The sequence below is a fragment of the Herpetosiphon llansteffanensis genome, assembly GCF_003205875.1.
Lineage (GTDB): Bacteria > Chloroflexota > Chloroflexia > Chloroflexales > Herpetosiphonaceae > Herpetosiphon > Herpetosiphon llansteffanensis.
In genome coordinates, this window is the sequence record NZ_PUBZ01000125.1 from 66299 (window position 1) to 92635 (window position 26337).

Genomic DNA, 26337 nt, shown 5'->3' on the forward strand with positions numbered 1-26337 from the left:
TTGCATAAATAACATTGCTCCTTGCGCTGGATACAACGCAGGATTGTGATTGAGCTATTGCTGTTGGCGCAACAATAAATAGAGAAAGAATGGTGCTCCCAGCAAGGCGGTTATCACCCCAACTGGCAGCCCAGCGCCTTCAGGAATCGGGAGGTTGGTCAAGCGACCCAGCCAATCGAGGCTCAGAGTTCGAGCCAAAATATCAGCTAGTAGCAGCAAACTGCCCGAAAGCAAGACGCTTAATGGAAACAGCCGCCGCCCATCACTCCCAGCAATTCGGCGCGCCATGTGTGGCCCAACCAAGCCAATAAAGCCGACGTTGCCCACGACCGCAACCGCTCCTGCCGTCAGCAGCGCAGCGGCAAACAGCAACATAGCCCGTCCGCGCTCAACCCTAATCCCCAAACTGGTTGCCATCTCGTCGCCAAGCTGCAAGCCATTGGCGATTCCGGCGCAAGCAAGCCCAAGCGGGAGTGACAGCAAGGCCGCAGGCCAGAGTGTATGCCAATGCACCCAAACACGGCCAGCGGTTGAGCCGATAGTCCAACGCAACATGCGCTGCACATTATATTCACTCGCCCACAAAAGCAGCAGCGAGGTCATGGCGCTGCACAAGCCACCAACCAAAACTCCGGTCAAAACGAGTCGGACCATGTTGGTTGTGCCGCGCTGCCGACTCAGTGTATAAACCAAGGTTGCGGTGGTCAGGCCGCCAACCAAGGCCAAGATTGGTAAGATCAACCCAGAATCGGGCAGGCTTTCTGCATCACCCACTTGGGCAGCGATCGCAATCCATAGCGTAACCGCCAGCACACCGCCCGACGAAACCCCAAGCAACCCAGGGTCGGCCAGCGGATTGCGGGTAACTGCTTGGAGAATCGCTCCCGCCAAACCGAGCATCCCACCAGCAACCAACGCGACCAACGCGCGCGGCATGCGCAAACTCCAAATCACTTGCCGATGCAGTGGATCATCTGCTTGATTGAGCAGAGCAGCCAGAATCTGGCTCGGGGTCAACTCCACCGTGCCAACCACAATATGCACAATCAACAAGCCAACGATCACGATGAGGCCAAGCAGCAGTGCGAGTGGAAAGGTGCGGATCAGCCAAGAACGTGGATCAGGCCTTGATACTTGATGATTATGTTGAGTCGTCGTCATTATGCGCCTTCCTCAGTCGCTTGGCGCGCAGTCAAGGTGCGCCGCAACAGCACCAATGCCAAGGGAGCACCCATGACAACGGTGATCAGGCCAACCGGCAACTCAGCAGGGCTAAAAATCTCGCGCGCCAGCAGGTCGGCAGCAGTTAGCAGGAATGCGCCGAGCATTGCGCTCAGCGGCAAAACGGGCCGCGCATCGCTTGTGCGCAGAATGCGGCGAACGATATGCGGCGCAATCAAGGCAATAAAGCTAATTGGTCCGCATGCAGCCACAACCGCAGCCATCATTGCCGAACTCAATATCAGCAGAATGGTGCGGGTTCGAAATACTGGCAGCCCAAGCCCTTCGGCCAGTTCATCGCCCAACTGAAGCAGGTTAAGTGCCCGTGCAAACAGCAACGAGGCTGGAATACCAAGCGCCAGCCATGGCAGCACCATGCGCACATCATCCCAGTCGCGCCCAGTTAGGCTGCCGATCAAAAAGCTATAGAGCACCTGAATCTCGTTGGGTTCGCCCAACACAACCACGCAGGTGATCATGGCGCTTAGCAGCGCACTAATTGCTGCACCGATCAAAATTGTGCGCACAGGATCGCGGGTAAGCCGCGTTGCGAGCAAGATCAGAAAACCCGCCGCAAGCCCGCCAGCTAAGGCAAGCGCAGGCAGCATTCCAAAGGGCAGGCTCAAATCAAAAACGATGACGATTGCAACGACGAGCGAAGCGCCAGATGAAACCCCGAGCAAGCCCGGCTCAGCCAGCGGATTATCAAGCGCGCTTTGGAGCAATGCCCCAACCAGCCCGAGTGCTGCGCCCGCAAGCATGCCAAGGATAAAGCGTGGCAGACGCAAGGTCTGAATAACGAGGGTCGGCACGCGCTCGCCCTCGCCAGTCAGCAAAATCGTCCATACATCAGCGGCTGGAATCGGGGTTACCCCAAGCATCAGTGCCAGCATCCCAACCCCAACAAGCGCGATTGCCAAGATGAGTGCCAGCGCAAGTGCCCGACCGATTCGGGCACTTGTACGCACTGCCTGCGCCCCATCAGGGGAGAGAGCAGTGGACGGCATTATTGGCCTGCCTTAATTGCATCCTCGGTCAGTGGTTGAGGGAAGGTTTCAGGATACAGCAGCGGCATATAGGTATCGAGCAAGCGAGCAGCGCCAACCGTACCCATGCCATCCATGCTGTGAATCCCGACTGGTTGCAAAAGCAGCCGTTGCTCTTTGTAGGCAGTCAGTTCTTGCCAAAGTGGATTTTTGCCGACGCTCGCCCGTAACTCGTCGTTAGTTTTAGCATCCAAGCCATAGCTATCAACAATAATCATATCGGGGTTGAGGGCAAGCAAGCCTTCAATTGAGGTTTCGACGCTCCAGCTTGATGCTTTGGCAGGATCGGGCCACGCGCAGCTCGCAACTTCGTTCAACAGTGCGCAGGTCGCTGAGTCGCCGTCGCGATAGTACACTTTATCATCATAGAAAAAGATGTACATAACCGAGCGATCCTTGGGCGAAAGTTGTTTGTAAGCTTCCAAGCGATCAAGAAAACCTTTGATAGCAGCCTCGGCCTCGGCTTCGCGCCCAAGCAAGGCGGCAAAGGCGCGAGTTTCGGCATGGCTATCTTGGTATGAATTCATATCGTTGGTAACCGCATAGACTTGGGCGATGCCATTCATGCTAGTACGCAACTCTTCCCAGCCGAGAATGAGATCGGGTTTGAGCGCGGCTAACTCTTCGAGGTCAAAGCCAATTTCATCGTTGGTTTCGCGCAGGAGCACAATCTGGTTTGGTTGGCTGAAATAGCTAGCATCCTTCGCAAGCTCGGCCATCGAAGCAGGCAAGGCTTGGGGAATAACGCCCAACGAGGCCAATACTTCGGTACAACGCTTGTACAGACAAATAATTTTTGCTGGCGCTTGCGCAAAACTCAGCGTGGTTCCAGTTCCATCGGTAATGCTGAACGTGCCAGCGGGCTTTGATGCGCTTGTGGCGGTTGGAGCTACCGCAGCAGCCTCGGTGGTAGCGGTCGGAACAGGCGCGGTGGTGGCGGTCGGCTGGGCTGCTGGCGCACCGCATGCGGTCAATCCAAGCAAAGCTATCAATCCCAAGCGGGATAATCCTCGAAGATTCATCATCGTCCTTTCATTGGGCTTCATGGCGCTGTAACAAACATAGCGCAGGCATCGATACAGAATGGAACGGCACGCAGCCAGATCATTGGCACCTGCTTTTACGCTGCGGTTTAGTTATGGCTATGATCATGATCACGCTGCATCCACGTCCGTAAGCGCGCGATCCGCTCGTCCTCCGACAATAACGGACATGTGCTGCAATTATTCGTGGTTGGCGTTTTGTAATACATACAGCAACTGCCGCGCATACGAAATGTCTCGCAGCGATCGCCTTCGCTAAGCGTCAGGTAGCGGGTTGGGCTAGGGCGCATGGGCGAGCCAGCCACTTTGATCAGGCTTAATGCTTCAGCACAAGCGCGCTCTTGATCACCCATCTGATGGCCAATCCAGAGGCCAATTTCTGCGCAAGTATCAGCCACCATATTCCATTGGCCACGCTGGCCTAAGCGCACTTGGCTGGATAGAAAGCTGATCATGACCTGCATATGGGTTTCAATCTGACTGCGCAGCTGTTCGCGTAACTCATCAAGGTTGGCGCAAACGGTCACCATTGGCTCGTTGGCAGCAGGATCATCGGCCAGCGCAGCGAAGCCAGGCGTAAGCAGCGCAACTTGAATATGTGGCTCGTCGCCGTGCACATCAAAGCGGATGGCTAGATCCTCGACGGCGATCGAGGGCACGCGCCGATCGCTCAGATAGCTCGCAATTGCCGAAGCCGTAACATACCAAGCATAGGAGCCAAAGAAAAAGATCGCCGCAGTTCGTCGCTCACGTAAACTATAGCGAGCCATAATCTGCGTGAGCAGATCATCGAACCAAACGGGCTGCGTCGTTGGATCAAGCAAATCGCTAATCCGCCGCCAGTCTGCTGTTGGCTCGGGTAGCACCGCCGCCGCCAAGAGCGAATCGAGGGCGGAAACCCGCGCAATAGTTGCCGAGAGCGGCGACCACACCGAGTCGACGGCCAGTGGCTGCAAATCTTGGGTTCGCATAGACGGCTCCTTGGTTGCCCGCCAAAGGGCGCAGTAAAAAAGCTCAGCCCAGCCACGCACGCGCGCGACTGGTCTGCGTTGCTGAATAAAAAGAATAGAGTCTGTTTAAACGGAGAAAACTGTTTTTATTCGGCGCTAGTATAGTCAGCCCAGGTTGTCTTGTCAACTAGCGCCCTGAGTTGGCGTGAGGAGGCGCAATGCTGATTGCACTACACCAATCGGTTTGGTACGCATACATCAGCAGATCCCGCTTGGATCAGCAAACTAAGGAAGCGTTGAAACGCTTGCGATTGCCATTTTTGTTGCATATAAATTACTTGGGTATAGAGCGAGCTAGGGTAGGCAAATGGAATTGCCTTCAACACCCCTTGGGCAACGTCCTTTGCTACCGCGATGTGCAGCAAAAACGCAATGCCCAAGCCATGCATCACCCACTGCTTAATCGCTTCTAGGCTACCAAACTCACAAACCACATCATGCGGAACAGCGGCCTGTCGCAGCGCTCCCAGCAACAGGGCGCGATAGGTGCAGCCCTCTTCAGTCAACACAAAACAGGCATCAGCAAGATCGGCTGGGCTGATTTGCGCATAATCGCTATAAGCTGAGTCTGGTCGAACAACAATGCTCAATGCCTCGTTGCGCAGCGGAACACAGGTGATCTGTTGGTGTTCGACAACCTGATCTACGATCAGACCGATGTCACATTCACCTGCCTTGATGGCCTGAAGAATTGAGCTTTCATTGCCAGTTTGCACCCCACGCGCGCTTGATCAGCGCGTGGTCTCACGCAATTGACGTGCACATATGCGTGTGCTAGGATAAGCCTGATTCATTGAGTGAGGTGATGGAGGACATCCTCATGAGAGACCGTGCCCGTTGGCCGCAGCGCATACGGCGTTTTTTGGTGTGTCTGATTGTCATCAGTAGTCTGAGTTGGCTTGCCGTTCCTGATCGTGCGACCCCGCCTGTTAACGCTGCCCTGGTTTTTAGAGCCATAGCGAGACGATTAGGTCGTCTAGGTTCCTGATCGTGCGACCCCGCCTGTTAACGCTGCCCCCTTACCGAATGCGGGAGCAACCTCGCCTGGACAAACAACCACCAGTGCTGACCCAGTGTCCCCAACGGTGCTGATGAACAGCAGTGGATTTGTGCCCAATGATGGCCAGTTAGCCGACGATGTTGTCTATGAAGTAGGGTTGGTCGGCGGCATCCTGCAGGTGCAGCCGTTAGGCTGGCAATTGCGCGTTACCCCCTCCCTTACCACGAGCGTTGAGCCGATCACGCTGACGATGCAGTTGGTTGGTGCATCCGCGCCAGCCGCGTGGGATTCACATCTGCCACTGGTGACAACCGTCTCGGATTATCGCCACGCCGATCAAAGCCGATGGCGCACCGATTTGCCCCAATATCAGCAGATTCAGGCCAGCACAGTGTATCCTCACATCGATCTGCAATACACCGTCACGCCCTCGACGACGCTCAAGAGCAGCTATCTCGTGGCCGCAGGAGCCGATCCCAGCCAGATTGGCTGGCGCTATCCTGAGGCCGCTGGTGTGCACATTGCCACCGATGGCTCGTTGGTGATTCAGATCAATGCAACAACGACGATCACCGAACGTGCGCCGATCGCGTGGCAAGATATTGGCGAGGATCGCCTGTTCGTACCGGTGGCTTTTCGCATCGCGCAGGATGGCACCGTGGGCTTTGCCGTTGGGGCCTATGACCCCAGCCACCCCTTGGTGCTTGACCCCAGTTTAACCATTAATCGGGTGTTTGGCCCAGACTTACGGGCCGTGAGCAATCTGGCACACCATCCCAATGGCCAGTATTACCTCGCTGGATCTGGTGATAGTGGGGCGGTGCTGTGGCGCATTGGGAGTGATGGCCAAACGCCCCTTGATCGGCAACTGCTTGGATCTCTTGCAACGCACGCACGCGTAGCCGTGACATCCGGTGGCATGATCGTGGTTGGCGTTGGCTCCTATGTTGCTGAAAACCCCCAGCTCGTCCAAATCGTGCGCTTTGCGACTCCAACGAGCATCCCTGTTGTTGAAACCATCGCCAATGGGATGATTGATGATCTGGTGGCCCATCCAAGTGCCGAGCAGGTTTGGATGGCGTGGCACAATCTGCCAAGCAATATCGGTACGGTAACGACGATTACGCCGAGTGTATCGAACCATACCACGACGACTGCACCGCCGATGCTGTATCGTCATCTCGCGGTCAACAGTAGTGGCGTTCTCTATGGCAGTTTTTCACGCTGGACGGTAACAAGTAGTGGATTGAGCGAGGATTGGAGTGCCGGTGTAAGCCGCTGGGTCGGCACCGGATGGGTGATTGTGTATGAGCGCTTCCCGAGTGGGAATCATACCACTGCGGATGCGCGCGTTGCGAGTGAGAGCGACAACGCATGGATTAGTGGCCCGTTGGCCATTGATAGTGCGGGCAATCTGTGGGTTGCCTTCCATGAATCCGTAACCAATGCGTCATACGATACGGTCATTCGTTTATGGGTGGCATCCATTACGCCCACGGGAGCACTGCCCATCCTCAGGCGGCTGAGCGATGAAGTGTCGATCAACGACTTCTATAGTGCAACCTTTGCCAATGCCCTGACCGTCTTTAGTACAGGCCAGGTACTTGTTGGTGGGGTCACCAATGGTCTCACTAGCGCGACCCGCACCTTTGGCGTACAACGCGGCTTTTTGATCACGCTCCACCCGAATGGGACGGTGCTTGAGCAACACGAATTGCAGGGTTCATCGAACTATGAGCAATGGATTATCGATCTCATCGAGGCGGCTGGGGATGGAATTGTGGTGGGAATGCGTTCAACTGGCTCCGATACAGCCGGATTTCTTGGACATGCAACGGTCGGTGCAATAAATGCTGTGCAACCACCTCGATTTACGAAAAGTTATTATGTTCTGTCTACCGACGCTGGGGGGATGCATGAATTAGGATGTTTTATTCGTGATTATTTCCAATGGTCAAATGCTCAAGGGGTGGTGGTACTTGCGTTAGGAAGCCCAAGAAATCTTGGGTCTGATATTAATCCGATTTATGGGATAAAGCCTATTAGAATTACTAAGACTAATAAAATAATAGGGATTTCAGACGTTAAAAATAATACTGTGGCTTTTATTGAGGGCTACTTACGGCCCTCTATCGCCTATGATGGACATGTATGTTCTCGTAATGAACATACAGAGTTGCCACCAAAGGGTAGATTGAAACTTGCCTTAGGAGTTTCAAATTCCGCTGTTTACGGAGAATCGGGATGGAAGGATAATCCTGATTTGACCTTTGCCCATGGAGTGGCATGGTCAAAAATGCTCTCTGACATTAATAATAACTATCTTGAAGTTCCGCTTATGCTCGATGGAAGTTCGATTAAACCAAGGGAATATGTATCAATCGCCGGAGCCTACGACGCGGAGTATATTACTCCCGTGGCTGATAATCTGGATACAGGTGGTGCTAAAGAATGGACAAGCTATGAGCCAGAAACGCGCCAATGGATTGATGGATTTACTGGCTATCAACGGCAACAATCCAAGGCTACAAGGATTCCCTATTATTTTTTTGGCAGCTGTGAGAGTTGTCCTCGTTCTGATACAGGCAATCTGGAACATATGCGACGGTTGTATCATGTGGCTTTTAAGCAACCGTTTGCCCGGGCAATCCCGCAAATTTATCAGGGGCCATATGCCTATGAATGGTTTCATGTACGTCGTTATTTGAATAAAAATTCCGAATTTACCCCTGTGGACTTTACGGGGGTAATGACGCAGTGTGGCGCATCAGGATGTAGTGGTGATGATCCGGTTCCCTATGAGCCACGCTTGCCAACGCCTCTCGATTGTGCAAGTACTGGTTTCTGTTTAAGTGACAGTACGTGGGCTGAGTATGGATGTATTGATGAGTCCCGCTGCCCTAACTTTACACCCAATCATGGATGGCAAGCCTTATTCGATTTTCTGCGGTTGAATAAAACCAAAGAAGTAGGAACTGATTCGCAAGTCATACCACAAGTCGAGCTCAACTATATTACTGATATTGCATGCGAGCCAGAAAAAATTTGTTTCCCAACAACAACAGGCGAGTGATGCTATAAATCAAGTCCACATATATCACTAATCTTGTGTGCAAACAGGGAACCCATCCTTGTAAGTCTGGAGAAAGTACTATGGTTAAGTCATGGATCAAGCTTGGACTACGACTTAGTTTCGTTATGCTACTAGTAGGATGTGGCAGAATAAGCAACCAAGAACAAGCACGAGATCATAACACACAAAGCTTTTTATCAACTACCACGGTTCATCCGACGGAAACGGTTGATGCGATTAATGCAACCCTGCATGCGCAAGCAACCGCTTTTGCCCAAAGCCCAACTCTTGAACCAGCGGCTGAGGCAACCTATTGGGCCGACCGTGATCGCGAAGCAGAATATTATGATGCAACCGTCGCGGCGGGTGGGCCTACCCGCACCCTCAGCCCTGATTTTGCAGCAATTGCTACCTCAAGAGCCAATGGTACTCGTCTCACTCCATTTTTGTCACCAGTGCCAAGAGTTATTGGACGGCATTATGGATGTTTTGATATTCCTGATCGAACGATAACCGTCCATGATTGTTGGTTCATGGTCGATACGCACTCCCAATATGAATTGGTACTCTACACAAAAGATGCTGACCCTAGCGTATCATATATACTGGTTGAAACGCAGACGCTCCAAACACAGGATGTTGCGACACGCTATAGTTCTCCTCGCACAGTAGAACCCTTATATATTCATCATACGGATGGTGCGCAGATTTATTTTGCAACCATCGCCGATCATACGAGTGTTGTCTTGCGGCTCAACCTCGAAACTCGCCAGTGGCTCGATCCCAGCGGCACACCCATTCCGGTCACTGCCACCCCAACCAGTACCAGCGCACCAACGGTTGCTACGCCAACGCCTGCTGGGGGGATTACGGTCACGTCATTAACCTTATTTGATGCGGATACCGACCAACCACTTATTGGCTTTGATCCGATGGATAGCACAACCGTCCTCGATTTTGTGGCCTTGGGCACGCGGCGACTCAACATTCGCGCCAACACCAGCCCAGCCACGGTCGGCAGTGTGCGGTTCAGCCTCGACGGTGCGCCCTATCGCATTGAGGGTGGTGCACCGTATGCCTTGCAGGGCAACACGGGCAGCGATTATACTGCTTGGACTCCCAGCGCAGGCCAGCATCAACTCGTCGTAACCGCGTTTAGTGGTGCAAATGCCACGGGCACCCAAGGTGGCAGTTTCACCCTCGATTTCACCGTGGTTGATAGTGCCACGGCCACCGCTGAGCCAGCAACGGCGACCGCGACCGGCATTCCCGCCAGCATTACGCCCGTACCCGCTACGCCAACCAGTGCTAGCAGCACCAGCACGCCCAGCACGCCCAAAACGGCCTTATTTGTTGTGGGTGATGCAACTGCCTTGAATGCCAGTGACACGATGATTCAGTCACTCTTAGTTGGCGAAGGCTACACGGTCAGCCTCAAGAGCGCAGCCCAATCGAGCAGTGCTGATGCGACGGGCAAGCAGCTGGTGCTGATTTCGTCATCGGTCGCAGCCGGCAATGTTGGAACGAAATTCACCAATGTCGCGGTGCCAGTCATCGTGTGGGAGCATGCGATCTACGACGATTTGGGCATGACGGGGCCAACCACCACGACCGATTATGGGACGGCCACCGGCAATAGTCTTGTCATCAGCAATGCGACCCATGGCTTAGCAGGTGGCTTAAGTGGTACGGTCACGGTCTACACCGGCAGCGGTACCATGGCCTATGGTGTGCCAGCGAGCAGCGCGATCAGCATTGCTCCGCAAGGGAGCAGCAATAGTAAAAAAGTCTATTTTGGCTACGCGCAGGGCGCAACGATGGTTGGCAACGTGGTTGCTCCAGCCCGACGGGTTGGGCTGTTCCTCAGTGATAGCGGCACGCTCAGCACTGATGGTCAAACCCTGGTCAAAGCAGCGTTTGCGTGGGCAACGGGTCAGTAATACCCACCGTTACTTGGCAGGCGATGCAGTCTCAATACCCTAAACTATGCCAAGCAATACACATAGATTTGGTCAAGGAGGCGCAGGTTGTGGCAGATCATGCGCCTCCTTTAATTCTCGCGCAACCTAAATCGGGTAATCATTGCGATATGGTTGGACGAGCTCGTTAAAATCGTCCAACCATTTGCTGAGGATAATCCACAGTTCGTCTGCCGTGACATTCCGATACCACTCCTGATTCAGTAATGAACTTTCTCCAATGTCATCATTAATCTCAATTAAATGCCGTTCTACCTCAAAATAACGAATATTAAATTCATTATTGTTCAGAGGATAGACACCAATGAATGCCCGACGGGTCGATTCAGCAGGCATTGGAATTTCTGCACAAACCATCGTACCTCCTCGAATCACCATATCATAGACTTTGTGAGGAATATCCATGCCACCTCTGTTGCTGAATGTTGAACGACAATCATTCCAAAACAGCATTTGAATTGTGGGTTGATGATTGTGCTCGTAGTTTATACCATTCGTTATGCTAGATTAATTTTCTGCAAAACAGAATAATTTACAGTATAGATCCGATTCAGCACACTGAGGCTGGTTGAACATCTTTTTGGGCGGCTAGCACTAAATCATGATCCACATGCAGCGGGAGTTGAACGCTCACACACAGGCCACCAGCAGCGCGTGAGGTGAGCGTGAGCACGCCATCGTGAGCTTGAACAATGCTTTTCACGATCGCTAAGCCAAGCCCAACGCCAGCATGGCTGGTTTGGATGCGCTCGCTACCACGGCGAAACGGCTCCACCAGCGTAGCGACCACACTTGGGCTAAGTTGCTCGCCGCTGTTTTCGACTTTCAGCAGCACCGCGTTGTGTTCGACGCTGGTTGAAACCCAAATGCAGCCATATTCTGGCAGATTATGCACAATCGCGTTATGCACAAGGTTCATGGTCACTTGCAGCAAAAGCGCCGCTGAGCCGATGGTCGGAGCCAGATCGCCAAAGGTTTCAATGCTCAGCCCGCGTTGTTCAGCAAGTGGCAACAGCGTTTCAGTCGCTTCGTCGGCAATCAGCGAGAGATCAACTGGTTCAGGCGTAAACGAGCGCTGATCAGCACGACTAAGCATCAGCAAAGCTTCTGTTAAGTTGATTGCCCGCGCATTGACCATATGCAGCCGCTCGATCAACTCCGTGGTGATGCGGTTTGGGTCGCTACGCGCCACATCGAGCAAGGTTTGGGTAATCGCCAAGGGTGTGCGCAATTCATGCGAGGCATTGGCGGCAAATCGGCGTTGTTCGCCAACATGAGCTTCGAGCCGCACCAACATTGCATCAAAGCTATCGGCTAGCTCGCGAAACTCATCATTGCTGCCTTCTAAGCCAATCCGATGCGTCAACGAACCGCTAGCAACCTTGCGGGTGGCATCAGTAATTCGCGCCAGCGGAGCCAGCATGCGCCCAGCCAAAAACCAGCCGCCAAGCAAGCCAAAAAGCCATAAGAATGATAAGACCGCTGAGGCACGCGCAACTGGCTCACGCAACATGTCGGGAACATAGCGCCCAAGCGCGGTAATCGCTGCGTCAGGCACATAATAAAAGACCCCGATCGCTGCCACCATCAAAATTCCGGCAAAGATTAATAGGCCTGCATAGCTGATGGTCAGCTTGAGCCGAACGCTCAATCCATCTGGCCTAGCCACGTTCAGCCTCTTCATGGATGTCAATTCGATAACCAACCCCGGGCACAGTCGCGATCAACCATGGCTCGCCAAGCCGTTTGCGCAAGCCAGAGACGGTAATGCGCACGGCGTTGGTAAATGGGTCTGCATGTTCATCCCAAGCGCGTTCCAACAACTCTTCTGCGCTCACAATTCCACCCTCGGTTGCCACGAGCACCTCAAGCACCGCAAATTGCTTGCGCGTCAGTGCGATATAGCGGCCATCACGATAGACCTCGCGCCGAAAGACATCGAGGCGCAAACCAGCAAGCTCGCGCACTGGTGGCCGATTATGAGCACGCCGCCGATCAAGCGCGCGCAGCCGCAACACCAATTCTTGCAGCGCAAACGGCTTGGTCAGGTAATCGTCAGCGCCCAGCTCAAAACCAGAAGCCTTGTCATCAAGTCGGTCGGCAGCAGTCAACATGAGAATCGGCATGCCACTGCCAGAGGCAACAATCAATTTGGCAATTTCATCACCAGAAGGGCCTGGAATATCGCGATCGAGCACCACAATGTCGTAGCTGTTGAGATCCAACAGTTCTAATGCAGTGTTGCCATCGCCTGCAATATCGGCGGCAATTGCTGCCAAACGCAAGCCATCACGAATAGCCTCGGCCAAATAAAGTTCATCTTCAACAATTAAGACCCGCATGCGCAAATGCTCCTATTCGTTCATGCAACAAATTATAGCAGCCCAACCATATCAGCAGCATATTGAAAATTGAATACGTTCTGGCAACACTAGGCTTGCTACCTTAGCGCCATGATGTATCACAAACCAACCCAAACTCCAACCCGTCGGATTATCTGGTTGCTAGTAGCCGGATTGCTCATCGTCGCAGCGTTTGGTGCATTCCGCAGCTTCCAACTGCGGATGCCAGGCTTCGACCAATCCGCTATCCTGATCGACGGCCCACCGACCGAGACCGCCCTGCTTCCATCGCCGCCGCCAGTTGTGGCAGCTGCAGCGCCAGCAACTGCCACGCCGCAGCCTGAAGCAACGAGCGAGCCAACGCCACCCAGCGAAATGCTTGCGCCGCCCAACGATCCGCCACAATTTGCCCACGATGGCGAGATTGGCATTGCTGATGGCATGGTGCCTGAGGGCACAACTGTGTTTGATACCGACCTGCCAGCAATCGCCAATCTTGACCCAGCTCTGTTGAATGCCCTGCGTCAAGCAGCCAACGATGCTGCCGAAAATGATGTTGTGTTCAATGTCACCAGTGGCTGGCGTTCTCCAGCCTATCAAAATCAATTGCTGCAGGAGGCAATTGTGAACTATGGCTCTGAGGCCGAAGCTGCGCGTTGGGTCGCTAGCCCAGAAACATCAACCCACGTCGCAGGCTTAGCGGTCGATATTGGCCCCTACAAAGCCCTCGATTGGCTGATTCAACATGGCGACAATTTCGGATTATGTCAAATCTATGGGAACGAAGTTTGGCATTACGAATATCGCCCAGAAGCAATTGAATCGGGCTGCCCAGAAATGTATCTCGACCCAACCCACGATCCACGAATGCAGCCATGATGTGAGCCAACCAGCATGTATTGGAGGAGAAAGCGTGGAAATTCTCAAGGTAAACCAGCTGTCAAAAGTCTATGGCCACGGCGCGACCCAAATTAAGGCGCTTGATCAGGTGAGTTTCACTGTCGAAAAAGGCCAGTTTGTGGCGATTGTTGGGCCTTCTGGCTCGGGCAAATCGACGCTGCTGCACATTCTTGGCGGGGTCGATACGCCAAGTTTTGGCCAGGTGCTGGTCGATGGCAGCGATATTTGCAGCCTTGATCAGACCCAAATGGCGATTTTTCGCCGCCAACAGCTTGGCCTCATCTATCAGTTCTACAATCTGATTCCGATTCTCAACGTTGCAGAGAATATAACCCTGCCGCTGTTGCTTGATCAACGCAAGCTTGAGCAAGCACGCTTGCAAGAAGTTGTTGCCACACTAGGCTTGGGCGAGCGCCTGAATCACTTGCCCAACCAGCTTTCCGGCGGGCAGCAACAGCGCGTCGCAATCGGGCGGGCGCTGATCAATACGCCAGCCCTGATGCTTGCAGACGAGCCAACCGGCAACCTCGATAGCGCCACCTCAAAGGAGATTATTGCGCTACTCAAACTTTCCAATCAGCGCTATCAACAAACATTAATCATCGTTACTCACGACCATGAGATTGCCCGCCAAGCAGATCGCATCATCAGCTTTGGCGATGGGCGAATCGTGCGCGATGAGGCGGTGCAACCATGAACATTCTCATTCGCTATACGCTCAAATACTTGCGGCTCAACAAACAGCGCACTGCCATAACCATCGTCGGCGTAATGCTCTCCTCGGCCCTGATTTGCGGCGTGTTTTTGTTGGGTCGCAGCGTTCAGCAGGTGATGATCGATCATGCGATCTTTATGGCTGGCAATTGGCATGCCCAATTCAAAAACGTGGCAGTTGCCCAAGCCCAAACTATCAGCCAGCATAGCGCAATCGAAACGGCAATGCTCAGCCAACCGCTGGGCAGTGCAACCTACGGCAGCCACAACGAAGTCCGACCGTATCTGTATGTCACAGCCTATGATCAGCGCTCATTGCAACAGCAACCAATTCAGTTGATTACTGGGCGTTTGCCTGAAACCAGCAATGAACTGCTCGTTTCTCCAGTGATGGTTGAAGATTCAGGCCTCGATTTGCAACTCGGCGCGTCAATCACCCTCAGCTTTGGCCTGCGCAACATTCCCGATCGGGCAGCGATGGTGCAAGCCTGGGGTGGCGAAGAATTTGTAGCGCTGCAAGCAACAGAAACAATCACGCCAAGCTATAGCAAACGCTATACGGTGGTCGGCCACATCGTGCCACTCCCCAATGAAACCAGCATGCCCGCAGCCTTTCAGGCCTTTACGTTCTTCGATTCAGCGCAACTAACGCCAAGCGAGCATGTCGATGTTGCTGTTTTGGCTCACGAGCCACGTTCAATTAACGCCACTGCACCAGCAATCGCCAGCAGCATTGGGTTAAATGCGAGCCAGCAAATTAGCTATAACGAGCGTTTGTTGCCATGGATGGGTGGCAGCGGTCGCTCCAATTATGTGCAAGCCTTTTTGGTGATTCTTAGCACGCTGATTGGCCTGATTGTGCTTGGTTCGGCGTTGGTCATCTACAATGCGTTTGGCATTTCGATTGGCCAGCGCAAAAAGCAGTTTGGCATCTTTGCCAGCGTGGGAGCTACCGCCGCGCAAATTCGGCGGATCGTGCTGATTGAGGCGGCAATTATCGCAGCAATCGGCATTCCATTGGGCCTCGTGGCCGCAATCGCTGGGGTTGGACTGCTCTTGCAGCTTACCCAAGGCGTTGTTGCCCAGTTAATTGTCGATGCAGAGCAGGGCATGCCGCTGATCATCTCGCCATTAATCATTGGGTTGAGCGGCCTATTTGCCGCTGCAACAACCGTCGTTTCGGTTTGGATTCCTGCCCGCCGCGCTGCCAAAATTACGCCAATTGAGGCAATTCGCTTGCATGACGACATTCAAGCCAATCAGCCGCTCAAATGGCAAACCAGCCCGCTCGTTCGGCGGTTCTTCGGGTTCGAGGGCGAATTGGCACTCAAAGCGCTCAAGCGCGACCGCAAACGCTATCGCACCTCATTGATCTCGCTAATGATCAGCATCATCTTATTTATCGGCTTCAATTCACTGATGCTCTACACGACGACAACCAGAACCATGGCCAGTCAAGCAACGGGCTTTGATCTGATTGTTGATTTGGATTATCGCCAGAGCCATGCCAATGATTTTGCCGCGCAGGTCGGCCAATTGCCCGCAATCCAACGGGTTGCCTATCGCCGCTGCACCTACGAAGAATACATTACTTCACGCAGCGGCATCACCGACCAAGCCCATCAAGCAATCCAAGAGCTGAATCCAGCCAAAGCTATGGCCAATGATCGCTACCAATTTGTGCTCCAAGTTTGTGCCGTGGGGCAGAGTGAGTTCAATCACTATCTCAAGCAGCTTGACCTCGACCCAAAGCAATACCTTGATCCTGCCCAGCCACAGGGCATCTTGATCAACCATTACAAGCATCGCCAGAATGGCAAGCTCTATGATTTTGACCTATTCACGCTGCGGCCAGGCGATCCAATCGCGATTTTTGCAGCAGACCAAAGCACGCCCAGCCTGACATGGACGGTCGGTGCAGTCACTGAACAAGCGCCGCTGAGCATGATTGGCATGGGGCCTGCAATGGTTGCCGATTTAATCGTCTCTGATGCGGTATTTGATGGTTTGCACGACCGATTGCTCCAGTTTGGGCCAATCAATCCGGGGGCAATGTACATCGAGAGTAACGACCCAAACAAAGCAGTCGAGTCGCTCAGACAGCTGTATAAAAGCACGGTTGGCGGCAATTTCTCATATTATTCAGCAGCAGAAGCCAATCGCAGCCAAGAGCTACAAAACCTGATGACACGGTTGTTTTTCTATGGGTTTCTTAGTTTAATTACGCTGATCGGCGTGATTAACATGCTCAATACCCTTGATACGAGCATCAAACTACGGCGGCGCGAAATTGCCATGCTCAAATCGGTTGGGCTAACCCCAGCAGGATTCAGGCGTATGCTACGCTACGAGAGCCTATTTTATGGCCTGACTGCGCTGCTGTATGGGCTGCCACTAGCAATTGCCCTCAGTGTTTTTCTCTATTATCAATTTGGTATGGTTGGCAGTTTTGGCTTTACCTTGCCGTGGGGTGCGATTGGGGTTTGTTGCGTCGCCATTCTTGGGCTGGTGTATGCCACCATGCAGCGGGCTGGAGCACAGTTGCGCAACGACAACATCATCGAAACTATCAAAACAGAATATAGTTAGATTAAAGCCAACAGGCTTGTGGAATGGTTGCCACAAGCCTGCGTTTTCGCGCAATTGAACTGCGGTTTTAGACTTCGACCCGTGTGCCAATCTCGATAGTTGAAGTTGGCGGCAGGCTGAAGAAATCGGCGGCGCTAGTTGAGTTTTGCAGCATAACTGCATACAACCGTTCGCGCCAAAGCGCCATGCCGGGCAATTGCTTGGTTGCAATGACCTTCGTCCGATTAACAAAGTAGGTGGTTTGTTCGGGATCGAAGGCTAGACCTGGAATAACTGCCTTGGCCAAGGCGTTCGGCACATCAGGATCTTCCATAAAGCCAAAGAAAATCGTCAAGGTGCGGAAGCCATGGCTAGCCTCGCCAACCAAAAAGCGCTCGTGCTCTTCAACGTGCGGCACTTGGCGATATTCAACCGTCACCAGCAAAATATGTTGGTGCAATACGCCATTGTGACGCATATTGGCCAACAACGCTTCAGGCGCACCATCACGCCGCGCACTGAGAAAAATCGCCGTTCCAGGCACGCGCACTGGCGGATCGTGAGCAATGCGGTTGGTCAATTCAGAAAGCAGTTGATCGCTACTCGCTCGTTCGGCCACCAGATGCTGACCGCGCTTCCAGGTGGTCATAATCGTAAATAAGACGACTGCAACCACTAAGGGAAACCAGCCACCATGCGGAATTTTGACTGCATTGGCAATCAAAAAGCCCATATCAATCACCAAAAAGAAGCCAGTGAGCGAACCAGCTTTCAACGCACTCCAGCCCCAATGTTCGCGGGCTACCACATAGAAAATGATTGAGGTAATTGCCATCGTCGAGGTGACTGCAATCCCATAGGCAGCAGCAAGATTCGATGAGGTTTGGAAGGCAATCACGACCAGAATACACGCCACCATCAACAGCCAGTTAACCACTGGAATGTAGATTTGGCCATATTCGGTGCGCGAGGTGTGCAAGGTACGGGTACGAGGCAAAAAGCCCAGTTGGCTGGCTTGCATCGTAATCGAAAATGCACCTGAGATTAGCGCCTGCGATGCAATCACGGTTGCCAGCGTAGCCAGAATAACCAACGGATACAAAGCCCATGATGGAGCCATACGAAAAAACGAATTCTCGACCGCTTCTGGCTCGCGAATTAGCAGCGCAGCTTGGCCCATATAATTGAGCAACAGCGCTGGCAGCACCACCACATACCAAGCGATGCGAATTGGCCGCCGCCCAAAGTGGCCCATATCGGCGTATAGCGCTTCGCCGCCGGTTACCACCAAAAACACGCTGCCCAGCACAAGAAAGCCCTTCCAGCCGTTATTCTGAAAAAACTCCAAGCCATACAGCGGGTTGATCGCCCGAATTACGCCTGGCTCGTGAATAATATTGACGATTCCAAGCACGGCGAGCACAGTAAACCAGAGCAAGGTAATTGGCCCAAACAGTTTGCCAACCAGAGCTGTACCAAAGCGCTGAATCAAAAACAAACCAATCAAGATCAGAATGGTCAGCGGAATAATATAGGGTTGAAAGAAGTCTGTCGCGACATTCAAGCCCTCAATTGAACTGAGCACCGAGATCGCTGGCGTAATAATGCCATCGCCATAGAGCAGCGCCGCGCCAAAGACCCCCAACAACACGACCCATTTTTTGCCGGTTGTGCCAATCTGTTTGATCGGTGTGGCCAACGCGGTGAGTGCCAAAATCCCGCCCTCGCCACGGTTATCGGCCTTGACGATAAAGATCAAATACTTAATCGTGACGACCGTGACCAAGGCCCAGAAAATCAGCGATACCACCCCAAGGATATTGGCTGGGGTCAGGGCGAGGCCATGGCCAGCATGGAAACTTTCGCGCATTGCATAGAGTGGTGAGGTACCAATATCGCCGTAGACGATGCCCAGCGCCGACAAGGAAAGCAGCGCGAGATAACGCCCGGTCGGAGCTGGACGGTGATGCGAGCCATGGTCATGATTATGATCATCATGCGCGTTGGCTGCTTGATCAATTGGTTGCTTTGCCTCGTGTGCCATAAATGGTTAACCGCCTTTAAACTGCGACATTCGTTCAATCGCATAGCATAGCATATGCCACTATTAAAAAGCAGGTGGTGCTCGGCGCAAGCCACCTGCCGAGCCTGTTTATTGCACAATTGCACTGCGGGTTATTTGCTGCAAAATAGCTTCATTTGCTGCATAACCAGATTCGGGCACAAAGCCAACGATCACGCCCAAACTGCCACCAGGGCCGGGCTTGACCGTGACAAAGGCCTGAATTTTTGCTTCTTGCCCACGCACAAGCCGCACAAATTTGACAGTTCCTTCAGAGGCATTGATCACATATTCGCGTTGGGTATTGGGCGCAGCCAAGAGATTAAGCGTTTCCTCGATTGCTGATTGGATGCCAGCAGCATCGTCGCTTTTGCCAATGACCTTACGGGCCAAGATGCCTTGCTCACCATCGGTTGCGGTTGAAAAAAAGACCGCGAGATCGTCACCAATCGCATATTCAGTCCAAGCCTGTGGATGCGACACGCTCATATTCGTGTTGCTATTGCGGGTCAAAATCACGCTGCTTGGATCGATTGGCGCGGTTGGCAGGTCAACTGGGCCAGCAGGCACAGCCGTTGTATCGGCAACAACTGGCGGCGGCGCACTTGGCTCAGTCACAGTTGTGGCCACAACCCAGCCGCTGCTGCCAATATCGGCGGCGGGCAAATCGGTGTTGGCGCGCTCAGCAAGCCGAACATTCCACCAAAGAACTCCATTAACCTCACGTGATTCGATATATTGCAGGCTATCGTTGGGGTTGATATTGCCTTTCGAGCTTGCGCGTTCGTCTGGCTCAAAACGTAAGGGCGTAGTTGCCAACGAACGGCCAAGCGGCAAATTGGGGGTTGCAGTTGGAACCGCCGCTTGGGTTGCTTGAAGTGCGCGTTGCGTTGCCCGTGCAAACATTGTTGGCGCAACAGCCGTGGCGGTTGCATTATTGGCGGCATTTTGCTCATCAAGGCTCTGATTCAGCAGCCAAACCCCATAGCCTAAGCCACCAGCAATCCCAAGCACTAATAAGGTTTGCAGCAAAACACCGAGTGGGCCTTGTTGACGCGGCCCCTTAGCCGAAAAGTTCGCATCCCAATCATTGGGGTCAATTTTACTTGGCACTGGTCGCCTCCCATGTGAACAATTGCACGCGCAACAGTATACGTTAAAAGTGCAAATTTGGGATAACAACCCTCAGCCATATGCCGAAACTATTATGACAAGTATTAAAGATTATTCCTTGCTAAAGGGGTCTTCGCGCAAATCAACCATTAATATTAGGAGAGCGATGGTTGATTTCATTATTGTGGCGCTAACATACGTTGCTGTTAGCGCCACAGGATAAGATTTTTATACGAAACCTAGGTTGGTAATACAAGTGTCTGTTTACAATACCTCAAAGCGTAAACCACACAAACTTAATAACTTGCCTAAATCTTTAAGCCCGCCATCATGGCTCTTATTGGCTTCCATATAATAATCTCTATAGTTAGCAGGCAAAATAAATTCATTGCCTGCTTGATGGATTGGCTGGTTTGCAAGCAGATAGCGCTTTGACCCTGAAGCAATTGGCAAAGGAAGATGTTCAAGTAAGCCACGTTGATCAAGATACTGTAAGGCTTGCTGATACAAATCGCGCATTGATTTTGCTTGAAATACGGTTTGATCAATGCGAATCGCAAATTTAGCAGTAGTGTTGGTTGCATTTAAAGGCTGAATTGGTGATTTTTGATCATCCAATTGGTCGGCTAAAATCTGGTAAAACATTGTTACTGCCGCCTGGTGATCGTTAAACAACTGCCAAACTAACTCTTTATCACGCTGATTAATAATCAATGGAGAACCACCTTTCAAGCGATAACGAAGCGTTTTGACATACTCATTTAATACAGTTGCCCCAAATGGTGAGATATTCGGCGATTGCAGACATGGTTCAATGACCTCATCGTACAAATCCTGAAAATGAATTGGTATCCAACGATCATCGCCCAATAATGAGGCAGTATCCTTCACAAACGCCTTACTAGGAGCAAGATAGACGGGAATTGTCAAAATCTGCTGCTGCATTTGGTGTTCAATATGCTGAATATAACGCGCACATTGGCCTTGATCGATTACTGCGCCAACTTTCATCTCGATGAGGATTTGCACCTCCTGCCATGGGCTAGGAAGATCTCCATTGAAACGTAGCGTATCGATAAAAACATCAAAGCGACCTGTATCTTTGACCCTGACTTCGCTTGGTTCTCGCTCATTTGGGCGGACATTGGCCTCATCAAGCTGAACAAATGTGAGTAGCCAGCGTAAATCAAATGCTGCTGGATGGCTGGTTACCTGATTATTGGCCATGAGCAGCAAAAACCGTTGTAATGGGTAGTTTTTTAGATTATGACTTGCCTTCGGATCAAGTAACCAGCCCAAGAGTGCACTATGCCATGTTTCAGTATGCGTTCGCCCAACAGCATTAAATATTGTTGGAGCCGTTTGTTCTGCCTCAAATTGGACAAAGTTTGGGTCATGAAGCAACTCTAAAATTGCAGCTACATGATCATTATTTTTCTTAGCCATTAAACTACCTCTTTCATCCTGCAAAGTAAGGTTATACAAATCTTGGCATAGTGATTAGATAGGAAAAATAGAAGCAAAAGCAGCTACTAAGCTTTTTATTAGACTACTTAGTACCGATTGTTATATCACATATTATAGTATTACTCAATATTAATTTATTCTGTAAAACAGACATATTTGCAATTTATTAACTCGTTAAAGGTCGGATAATCCACGTGATTCTGACGATGCTCCAGCCCAAAGCAAGACCGCCGCTCGCCAAGAGAATTGCCGTCAAATCAGGGATTTGGTAGCCAACCTCGGTCAAATTAACGACCGCAGGCAAGCCAAGCAGCATTAATCCAGCCCAAACCAGATTGCCCGCAACTGGCAAGCCAATCCGCCACCAGCTTCGGCGCATTGTGAGCTGCCCAGGTTGGCTACGTTTGCGCCGCCGAATCCGGCTAGCGCGAACAATGCCTGCCAGCTGAACAACAATCAGCAGCCCAAAGCCAGCATAGATCAGCCAAAACATGTTTGAACTTGGTGGATCAACTGGAGTTTCGCCAAGCAAAATGCTCACAACTCCGTCTGCAAGCGCATCTTGGCGGAGATCGCCAGCAAGCAGCCGAACCGTGTATTGTGAATTTTGCAGCACCACCACGCCCCAAGCTTGTTCAGGTACGAGCACCATGCGCGCAAAATAATTGTAGGTCTGGCCACTATGGCTCAGCAGGGTTCGACCATTGGTTTGGCTCACGCCCCAGCCCATGGCATACCAACCACCAGCCCGCTCAACAGCTGGCTGATGCAGGGTTGCCATGCCCGCAGGCGAGAGAATTGCCGCGCTGCCAAGCCGCCCTTGATTGAGCTGCGCAATCAGATAGCGCCCCATATCGTCGACACTCGCATACAAACCGCCATTGCCCGGGCCGCTCCGATAGGCTGGTTCTGCTGCGGCAATTGGATGGCCAAACCAATAGCGATAGCCAGTGGCTGGCTGCGCCGATCGCGCTGCATCAATCGAACCAAAACTGTGGCTCATGCCCAATGGCTCAAACACCTGTTTGGCCACATATCCTTCATAACTCTGGCCTGTCACCTGTTGAATAATCATGGCGAGCAGCATATAGCCAGCATTGCTATAGCTGTAACTGCCAAGCGGAAATTCAAGCGGCGTAGCGTTAAGTTCGCGTAACCGCTGTTCTAGACGCAGTGGGTTGGCCGCATCGTCGGGCATGCCAGATGATTCCAAATCACGCGGCAGCCCGCTCGTATGGGTCAACAAATGGCGCAGCGTAATCGATGCCGAAGCCGCTGGATCGGCAACCTGAAACCACGGTAGATAGCGCTGGACTGGCGCATCAAGCTCAAGTTTTCCATCCTCAACAAGCTGCATAATGGCGATTGCGGTAAACGATTTTGTCAACGAGCCGATACTAAACGGCATTTGGGTTGTGATGGCAGCGCCTTGGGGATTGGCCACGCCATAGCCTTTGGCAACAACAATCTGATCGCCATGCACAATCGCCAGTGCTAAACCTGGAATGCGCAATTCATCCATCTGGCGATTAATATAGGCATCGATGCTGCTGAGCGTCTGCTCATCAACACGTTGGGCAGCAACCGTCTGATGGCTAAGCGCCAAAAGCATGCCGATCAATGCCAACAAACAAAGCCAACGATAAGAATGAAATTGATGTGCGCCGCTCCCAGCCCGCGTCGAATACTTGGATGACGAAGATTTGGCAATCACGTGCTACTCCTTGAATGACAAACAATGGCTCATCGCCTGAGACGGTGCAGCAAAAGCCAAAGTTGCAGCCCCAACATGACAGTGCTGAATTCCTCGCGTAGAATGAATTGAGCTGTTGGATTGATCGTTGGAGAACTGCCATGAACCGAACCGACCGTTTGCTCGCGATTGTGCTGGAGTTGCAGGCGCACGGTCGACGGCGCGCCGAGGATTTAGCCAAAACCTTCGAAATAAGCAAGCGTACAATCTATCGTGATATTCAGGCGCTCTGTGAAGCTGGCGTGCCTGTGGTCGCAGCAGCAGGCCAAGGCTATTCGCTGGTTGAAGGCTATTTTCTGCCGCCACTGCGTTTTAGCCCCGATGAGGCAATGATGTTGTTATTGGGAGCCGACCTGATGGCCGCAAGCTTCGATGCTGAGTATCGCCAAGCGGCCCATGCAGCAGCGCGTAAAATTGCAGGCGCACTGCCAGAGCAACAACGAGCCGAAGTCAAATCGCTGCGGGCCACGATTCGCTTTGTGCCAGGTGGCGCGGCCAATCAGCATGAAACTAGCCTCTTGCCGCAACTCCGGCGCGCAATCGTGGCCAAACAACGGCTTCGCATGACCTATCAAGCGCGTCACGGAGCCGCTGCACTTGAGCGCGAAGTCAATCCGTATGGCTTAATTCACACGGGCAAGAGTTGGTACGTGATTGGGTTTTGTATGTTACGTCAAGCTATTCGCGCCTTTCGGATTGAGCGCATCGCCGAGCTACGCGTTATGAACATCAGCTTTGAGCGACCCAGCAACTTCAGCCTCGACGAGGATCAACGCAATGATCGCACGTTGCGCATCAGGGTCTTATTTGACCATGAAAGTGCGGCCTGGGTACGCGAAGAGCCATCGTTCTATGCGGTGGCCCATGAGCCATGTGAGGCTGGGTTGCTGGTAACGCTGCTTGCCCGCAACGAACACGATGTCACCCAATGGCTGCTGAGTTGGGGCGCACATGTCCACGTTTTGGAGCCAGATTCACTGCGCCAACGCCTTGCCGTCGAAGTTGAACGCATGCTAGAAAATTACCAAAATGCCAAATTGCTCCTAACATAGCTAAAGATGTTTAAGATCCCCTCACCCCCAACCCCTCGCCCGTGCGCGGGCGAGGGGCTTTAATCCCGTGGTCGCTCCCAATTCCTTGGTGAACCACGGATGCTCCCTCTCTCCCGCGTCCAGTGGGAGAGAGGGCTGGCTTCCAAGGGTCGGTTTTAAGATCCCTTCACCCCAACCCCTCTCCTGTGTGCGGGCGAGGGGCTTTAATCCCGTGGTTCGCTCCCAATTCCTTGGTGAACCACGGATGCTCCCCCTCTCCCGCGTCCAGTGGGAGAGAGGGCTGGGGTGAGGGAACCTTCCATTAGGCAAATAAAATAATCGAGCGCAAACTATCAAGGGTCTGCTGAATTGCTTGTGGAATAATCCCATCATTGGTAATATCGCTGACGATTGCGCTAATGTGTTGGTCGAGCGCTTGTTCATCGTCGTTCCAAATGTAGGGGCGTTCGTGCGATGCAGGCCGACCAACCACCTCGCGCATAGCAGTGTAGAGTTTCGCTGTCATTGGCGAAAGCGTTTCAACCGCGTTATAGTGGCCAGCAATTTTATAGGTGCGCAAATCAACAGCTTGCACCCCAAAAATCAAGGCAATGGCAATATACTGTTGCAAGGTTTCAATCGTTTGGCGCGCTAAGTTGGCCGACCCAAAGCCTTGACTATTGATATTTTGATTAAATTGTTCAGCATGGGTTGGAAAGCGATCAGCCAACGAGTTACCCAAAAATCCTAGCACTGGCATAATCGAGTTGCCCGAAATTTGCAAACCCTTGAGACCCATATTTACTTTGCGGCTGGAATTGCCGACCAACGAAGCTGGCAAGCCATTGTTGAACTGCGGCGAAACCAACAAGGCAATTTGCACATCAAGGTGTTTGGCCATCAGCCCCATGTAATAGCGCAATTGATCCATGCCCACGCCAATATACTGGCCGAGGAAATTACCACCATGATAGCTGGCCTGATCTTCGGTATTAATTAAAGGATTATCGTTGGCCGAGTTAATTTCAACCCGCAAATGATGGGTAATATAGGCCATGCCATCAATAATTGGCCCCAAAAACTGCGGCAAACAGCGCAACGAATAGCGATCTTGAATCAAATCGCCCTCGCGATATTCGTGCCGTCCATCAAGCTCATCGCGTGATAACACCGAGCCATCGAGAATTTGCAACATATGGTCGGCGGCCCAAACTTGGCCTGTATGCGCTTTGTGGGCATGAATAAATGGGTGGAACGATTGATTGGTGCCTTGCAAGCCTTGAATCATCAATCCATGAATATTCAAGGCCAAGCCCAGCAAGTTGCGCGCATCATGCAACACATTGGAGGCAATCCCAGTCATCACCGAGGTGCCATTCATCATCGCCAAGCCTTCTTTGGGCAACAATTGCATACGCGGCAAATTTAGGCGTTCCAAGGCCGAGATACAATCCATTTCCTCGCCATCAAAATCGACCCGAAATGCTGCATCAGTGCCCAGCAAGGCCCCAGTAATGCTGATCAATGGCACCAGATCGCCACTCGCCCCAATTGAGCCAAATTCACGCACATGCGGCGTAACATTGGCATTCAAAAAGGTCATCATGCGTTGAATAATTTCAAGCCGAATGCCCGAAACCCCGCGCATATGCGAATTGGCGCGCAGCAACATGGCCGCCCGCACATCGGCCAAGGGCAATAATTTACCAGCGCCAGTTTTGTGATACCAAATTGCATTATTCTGCAAATCGGCGGCTTCTTCTGGCGAAATAACCACATCGGCCATGCCACCAAAGCCGGTCGTCACGCCATAAACTGGCTTGCTTGCTTTGACCGCATCATTAATATAGGCACACGAGGCAGCAATCCGGTTCAGTATATCAGGATGATCGCTAAGCCCAACTGTTTCATGGTGGCGAGCTACACGAACAACATCCTCAATGGTTAGGCCTGCTCCTGTTAGGGTTACTTGATTGCGCATAGGGTTCTCCAACAATGAATTGGTTGATAGTCGC

At 52.2% G+C, this 26337-nt stretch carries 19 protein-coding genes; 6 read left to right on the forward strand and 13 right to left on the reverse strand.

Features of this window, described 5'->3' with window-relative positions; genetic code table 11:
* Window positions 1-54 precede the first annotated feature (54 nt).
* The 5 genes from C5S61_RS20170 to C5S61_RS20190 all read right to left on the reverse strand — a co-directional run bounded on the left by C5S61_RS20170 (window position 55) and on the right by C5S61_RS20190 (window position 5036).
* Window positions 55-1161: a FecCD family ABC transporter permease gene (locus tag C5S61_RS20170; protein ID WP_110517965.1), complete on the reverse strand. Its 1107-nt coding sequence runs from the start codon at window positions 1159-1161 to the stop codon at window positions 55-57.
* Window positions 1161-2189: a FecCD family ABC transporter permease gene (locus C5S61_RS20175; RefSeq protein WP_164689685.1), complete on the reverse strand. Its 1029-nt coding sequence runs from the start codon at window positions 2187-2189 to the stop codon at window positions 1161-1163. The genes C5S61_RS20170 and C5S61_RS20175 overlap by 1 nt, the downstream gene beginning before the upstream one ends.
* A 38-nt stretch (window positions 2190-2227) precedes the next feature.
* Window positions 2228-3265: an ABC transporter substrate-binding protein gene (locus C5S61_RS20180; RefSeq protein ID WP_164689687.1), complete on the reverse strand. Its 1038-nt coding sequence runs from the start codon at window positions 3263-3265 to the stop codon at window positions 2228-2230.
* A gap of 134 nt (window positions 3266-3399) precedes the next feature.
* Window positions 3400-4281 (reverse strand): (2Fe-2S)-binding protein, encoded by an 882-nt coding sequence (locus C5S61_RS20185; RefSeq protein ID WP_110517972.1) that lies wholly within the window; start codon window positions 4279-4281, stop codon window positions 3400-3402.
* A gap of 209 nt (window positions 4282-4490) precedes the next feature.
* Entirely contained in the window at window positions 4491-5036 is a 546-nt protein-coding gene (locus tag C5S61_RS20190) for a LysR family transcriptional regulator substrate-binding protein (protein ID WP_110517974.1), read from the reverse strand.
* A gap of 375 nt (window positions 5037-5411) precedes the next feature.
* Between C5S61_RS20190 and C5S61_RS20195 the strand changes: the two genes are divergently transcribed.
* Together C5S61_RS20195 and C5S61_RS20200 are read left to right on the forward strand one after the other, a co-directional pair.
* A complete protein-coding gene (locus C5S61_RS20195; RefSeq protein WP_110517976.1) occupies window positions 5412-8393 on the forward strand; it encodes a DUF7948 domain-containing protein in 2982 nt (993 codons plus the stop codon).
* Window positions 8394-8473: 80 nt separating this feature from the next.
* On the forward strand, window positions 8474-10333 hold the full coding sequence (locus tag C5S61_RS20200; RefSeq protein WP_124033476.1) for a hypothetical protein: 1860 nt from the start codon (window positions 8474-8476) through the stop codon (window positions 10331-10333).
* Window positions 10334-10459: 126 nt separating this feature from the next.
* Here the strand turns inward: C5S61_RS20200 and C5S61_RS20205 are convergent, their stop codons facing one another.
* The 3 genes from C5S61_RS20205 to C5S61_RS20215 all read right to left on the reverse strand — a co-directional run bounded on the left by C5S61_RS20205 (window position 10460) and on the right by C5S61_RS20215 (window position 12714).
* Window positions 10460-10729, reverse strand: coding sequence for a hypothetical protein (locus C5S61_RS20205; protein WP_110517980.1), 270 nt, complete (start codon window positions 10727-10729; stop codon window positions 10460-10462).
* A gap of 193 nt (window positions 10730-10922) precedes the next feature.
* Window positions 10923-12041, reverse strand: a complete 1119-nt coding sequence (locus C5S61_RS20210) for a sensor histidine kinase (protein ID WP_110517982.1) — start codon at window positions 12039-12041, stop codon at window positions 10923-10925.
* Window positions 12034-12714, reverse strand: a complete 681-nt coding sequence (locus C5S61_RS20215; RefSeq protein ID WP_110517984.1) for a response regulator transcription factor — start codon at window positions 12712-12714, stop codon at window positions 12034-12036. The genes C5S61_RS20210 and C5S61_RS20215 overlap by 8 nt, the downstream gene beginning before the upstream one ends.
* Window positions 12715-12828: 114 nt before the next feature.
* Here C5S61_RS20215 and C5S61_RS20220 point away from each other — a divergent pair, with 114 nt between their 5' ends.
* The 3 genes from C5S61_RS20220 to C5S61_RS20230 are packed head-to-tail and all read left to right on the forward strand — an operon-like array spanning window position 12829 to window position 16917.
* Window positions 12829-13593: a M15 family metallopeptidase gene (locus tag C5S61_RS20220; protein ID WP_205701443.1), complete on the forward strand. Its 765-nt coding sequence runs from the start codon at window positions 12829-12831 to the stop codon at window positions 13591-13593.
* A gap of 34 nt (window positions 13594-13627) precedes the next feature.
* The gene (locus tag C5S61_RS20225) at window positions 13628-14311 is read left to right on the forward strand and encodes an ABC transporter ATP-binding protein (protein ID WP_110517986.1); all 684 of its coding nucleotides are present in this window, start codon (window positions 13628-13630) and stop codon (window positions 14309-14311) included.
* On the forward strand, window positions 14308-16917 hold the full coding sequence (locus C5S61_RS20230; RefSeq protein ID WP_110517988.1) for an ABC transporter permease: 2610 nt from the start codon (window positions 14308-14310) through the stop codon (window positions 16915-16917). The genes C5S61_RS20225 and C5S61_RS20230 overlap by 4 nt, the downstream gene beginning before the upstream one ends.
* 67 nt (window positions 16918-16984) lie before the next feature.
* Here C5S61_RS20230 and C5S61_RS20235 read toward each other — a convergent pair whose 3' ends face one another.
* The 4 genes from C5S61_RS20235 to C5S61_RS20250 form a co-directional block, all read right to left on the reverse strand.
* The gene (locus C5S61_RS20235) at window positions 16985-18940 is read right to left on the reverse strand and encodes a potassium transporter Kup (protein WP_240614546.1); all 1956 of its coding nucleotides are present in this window, start codon (window positions 18938-18940) and stop codon (window positions 16985-16987) included.
* Window positions 18941-19048: 108 nt separating this feature from the next.
* Window positions 19049-20071, reverse strand: coding sequence for a hypothetical protein (locus C5S61_RS20240; protein WP_110517990.1), 1023 nt, complete (start codon window positions 20069-20071; stop codon window positions 19049-19051).
* Between the two features lie 264 nt (window positions 20072-20335).
* Window positions 20336-21556, reverse strand: coding sequence for a PD-(D/E)XK nuclease family protein (locus tag C5S61_RS20245; RefSeq protein WP_124033477.1), 1221 nt, complete (start codon window positions 21554-21556; stop codon window positions 20336-20338).
* Window positions 21557-21704: 148 nt separating this feature from the next.
* On the reverse strand, window positions 21705-23252 hold the full coding sequence (locus C5S61_RS20250) for a serine hydrolase domain-containing protein (RefSeq protein ID WP_110517994.1): 1548 nt from the start codon (window positions 23250-23252) through the stop codon (window positions 21705-21707).
* Window positions 23253-23392: 140 nt separating this feature from the next.
* Between C5S61_RS20250 and C5S61_RS20255 the strand changes: the two genes are divergently transcribed.
* The gene (locus tag C5S61_RS20255) at window positions 23393-24343 is read left to right on the forward strand and encodes a helix-turn-helix transcriptional regulator (protein ID WP_110517996.1); all 951 of its coding nucleotides are present in this window, start codon (window positions 23393-23395) and stop codon (window positions 24341-24343) included.
* Between the two features lie 301 nt (window positions 24344-24644).
* Here C5S61_RS20255 and C5S61_RS20260 read toward each other — a convergent pair whose 3' ends face one another.
* Window positions 24645-26303, reverse strand: coding sequence for an HAL/PAL/TAL family ammonia-lyase (locus C5S61_RS20260; RefSeq protein WP_110517999.1), 1659 nt, complete (start codon window positions 26301-26303; stop codon window positions 24645-24647).
* Window positions 26304-26337: the final 34 nt, after the last annotated feature.

Excerpts from the sequence above, each read along its gene's own strand:
- C5S61_RS20205 (WP_110517980.1), bottom strand. The coding sequence starts at position 10,729 with ATGGTTTGTGCAGAAATTCCAATGCCTGCTGAATCGACCCGTCGGGCA.
- C5S61_RS20235 (WP_240614546.1), bottom strand. The coding sequence starts at position 18,940 with ATGGCACACGAGGCAAAGCAACCAATTGATCAAGCAGCCAACGCGCAT.
- C5S61_RS20215 (WP_110517984.1), bottom strand. The coding sequence starts at position 12,714 with ATGCGGGTCTTAATTGTTGAAGATGAACTTTATTTGGCCGAGGCTATT.
- C5S61_RS20185 (WP_110517972.1), bottom strand. The coding sequence starts at position 4,281 with ATGCGAACCCAAGATTTGCAGCCACTGGCCGTCGACTCGGTGTGGTCG.
- C5S61_RS20195 (WP_110517976.1), top strand. The coding sequence starts at position 5,412 with ATGAACAGCAGTGGATTTGTGCCCAATGATGGCCAGTTAGCCGACGAT.
- C5S61_RS20230 (WP_110517988.1), top strand. The coding sequence starts at position 14,308 with ATGAACATTCTCATTCGCTATACGCTCAAATACTTGCGGCTCAACAAA.
- C5S61_RS20200 (WP_124033476.1), top strand. The coding sequence starts at position 8,474 with ATGGTTAAGTCATGGATCAAGCTTGGACTACGACTTAGTTTCGTTATG.
- C5S61_RS20220 (WP_205701443.1), top strand. The coding sequence starts at position 12,829 with ATGTATCACAAACCAACCCAAACTCCAACCCGTCGGATTATCTGGTTG.
- C5S61_RS20170 (WP_110517965.1), bottom strand. The coding sequence starts at position 1,161 with ATGACGACGACTCAACATAATCATCAAGTATCAAGGCCTGATCCACGT.
- C5S61_RS20255 (WP_110517996.1), top strand. The coding sequence starts at position 23,393 with ATGAACCGAACCGACCGTTTGCTCGCGATTGTGCTGGAGTTGCAGGCG.
- C5S61_RS20260 (WP_110517999.1), bottom strand. The coding sequence starts at position 26,303 with ATGCGCAATCAAGTAACCCTAACAGGAGCAGGCCTAACCATTGAGGAT.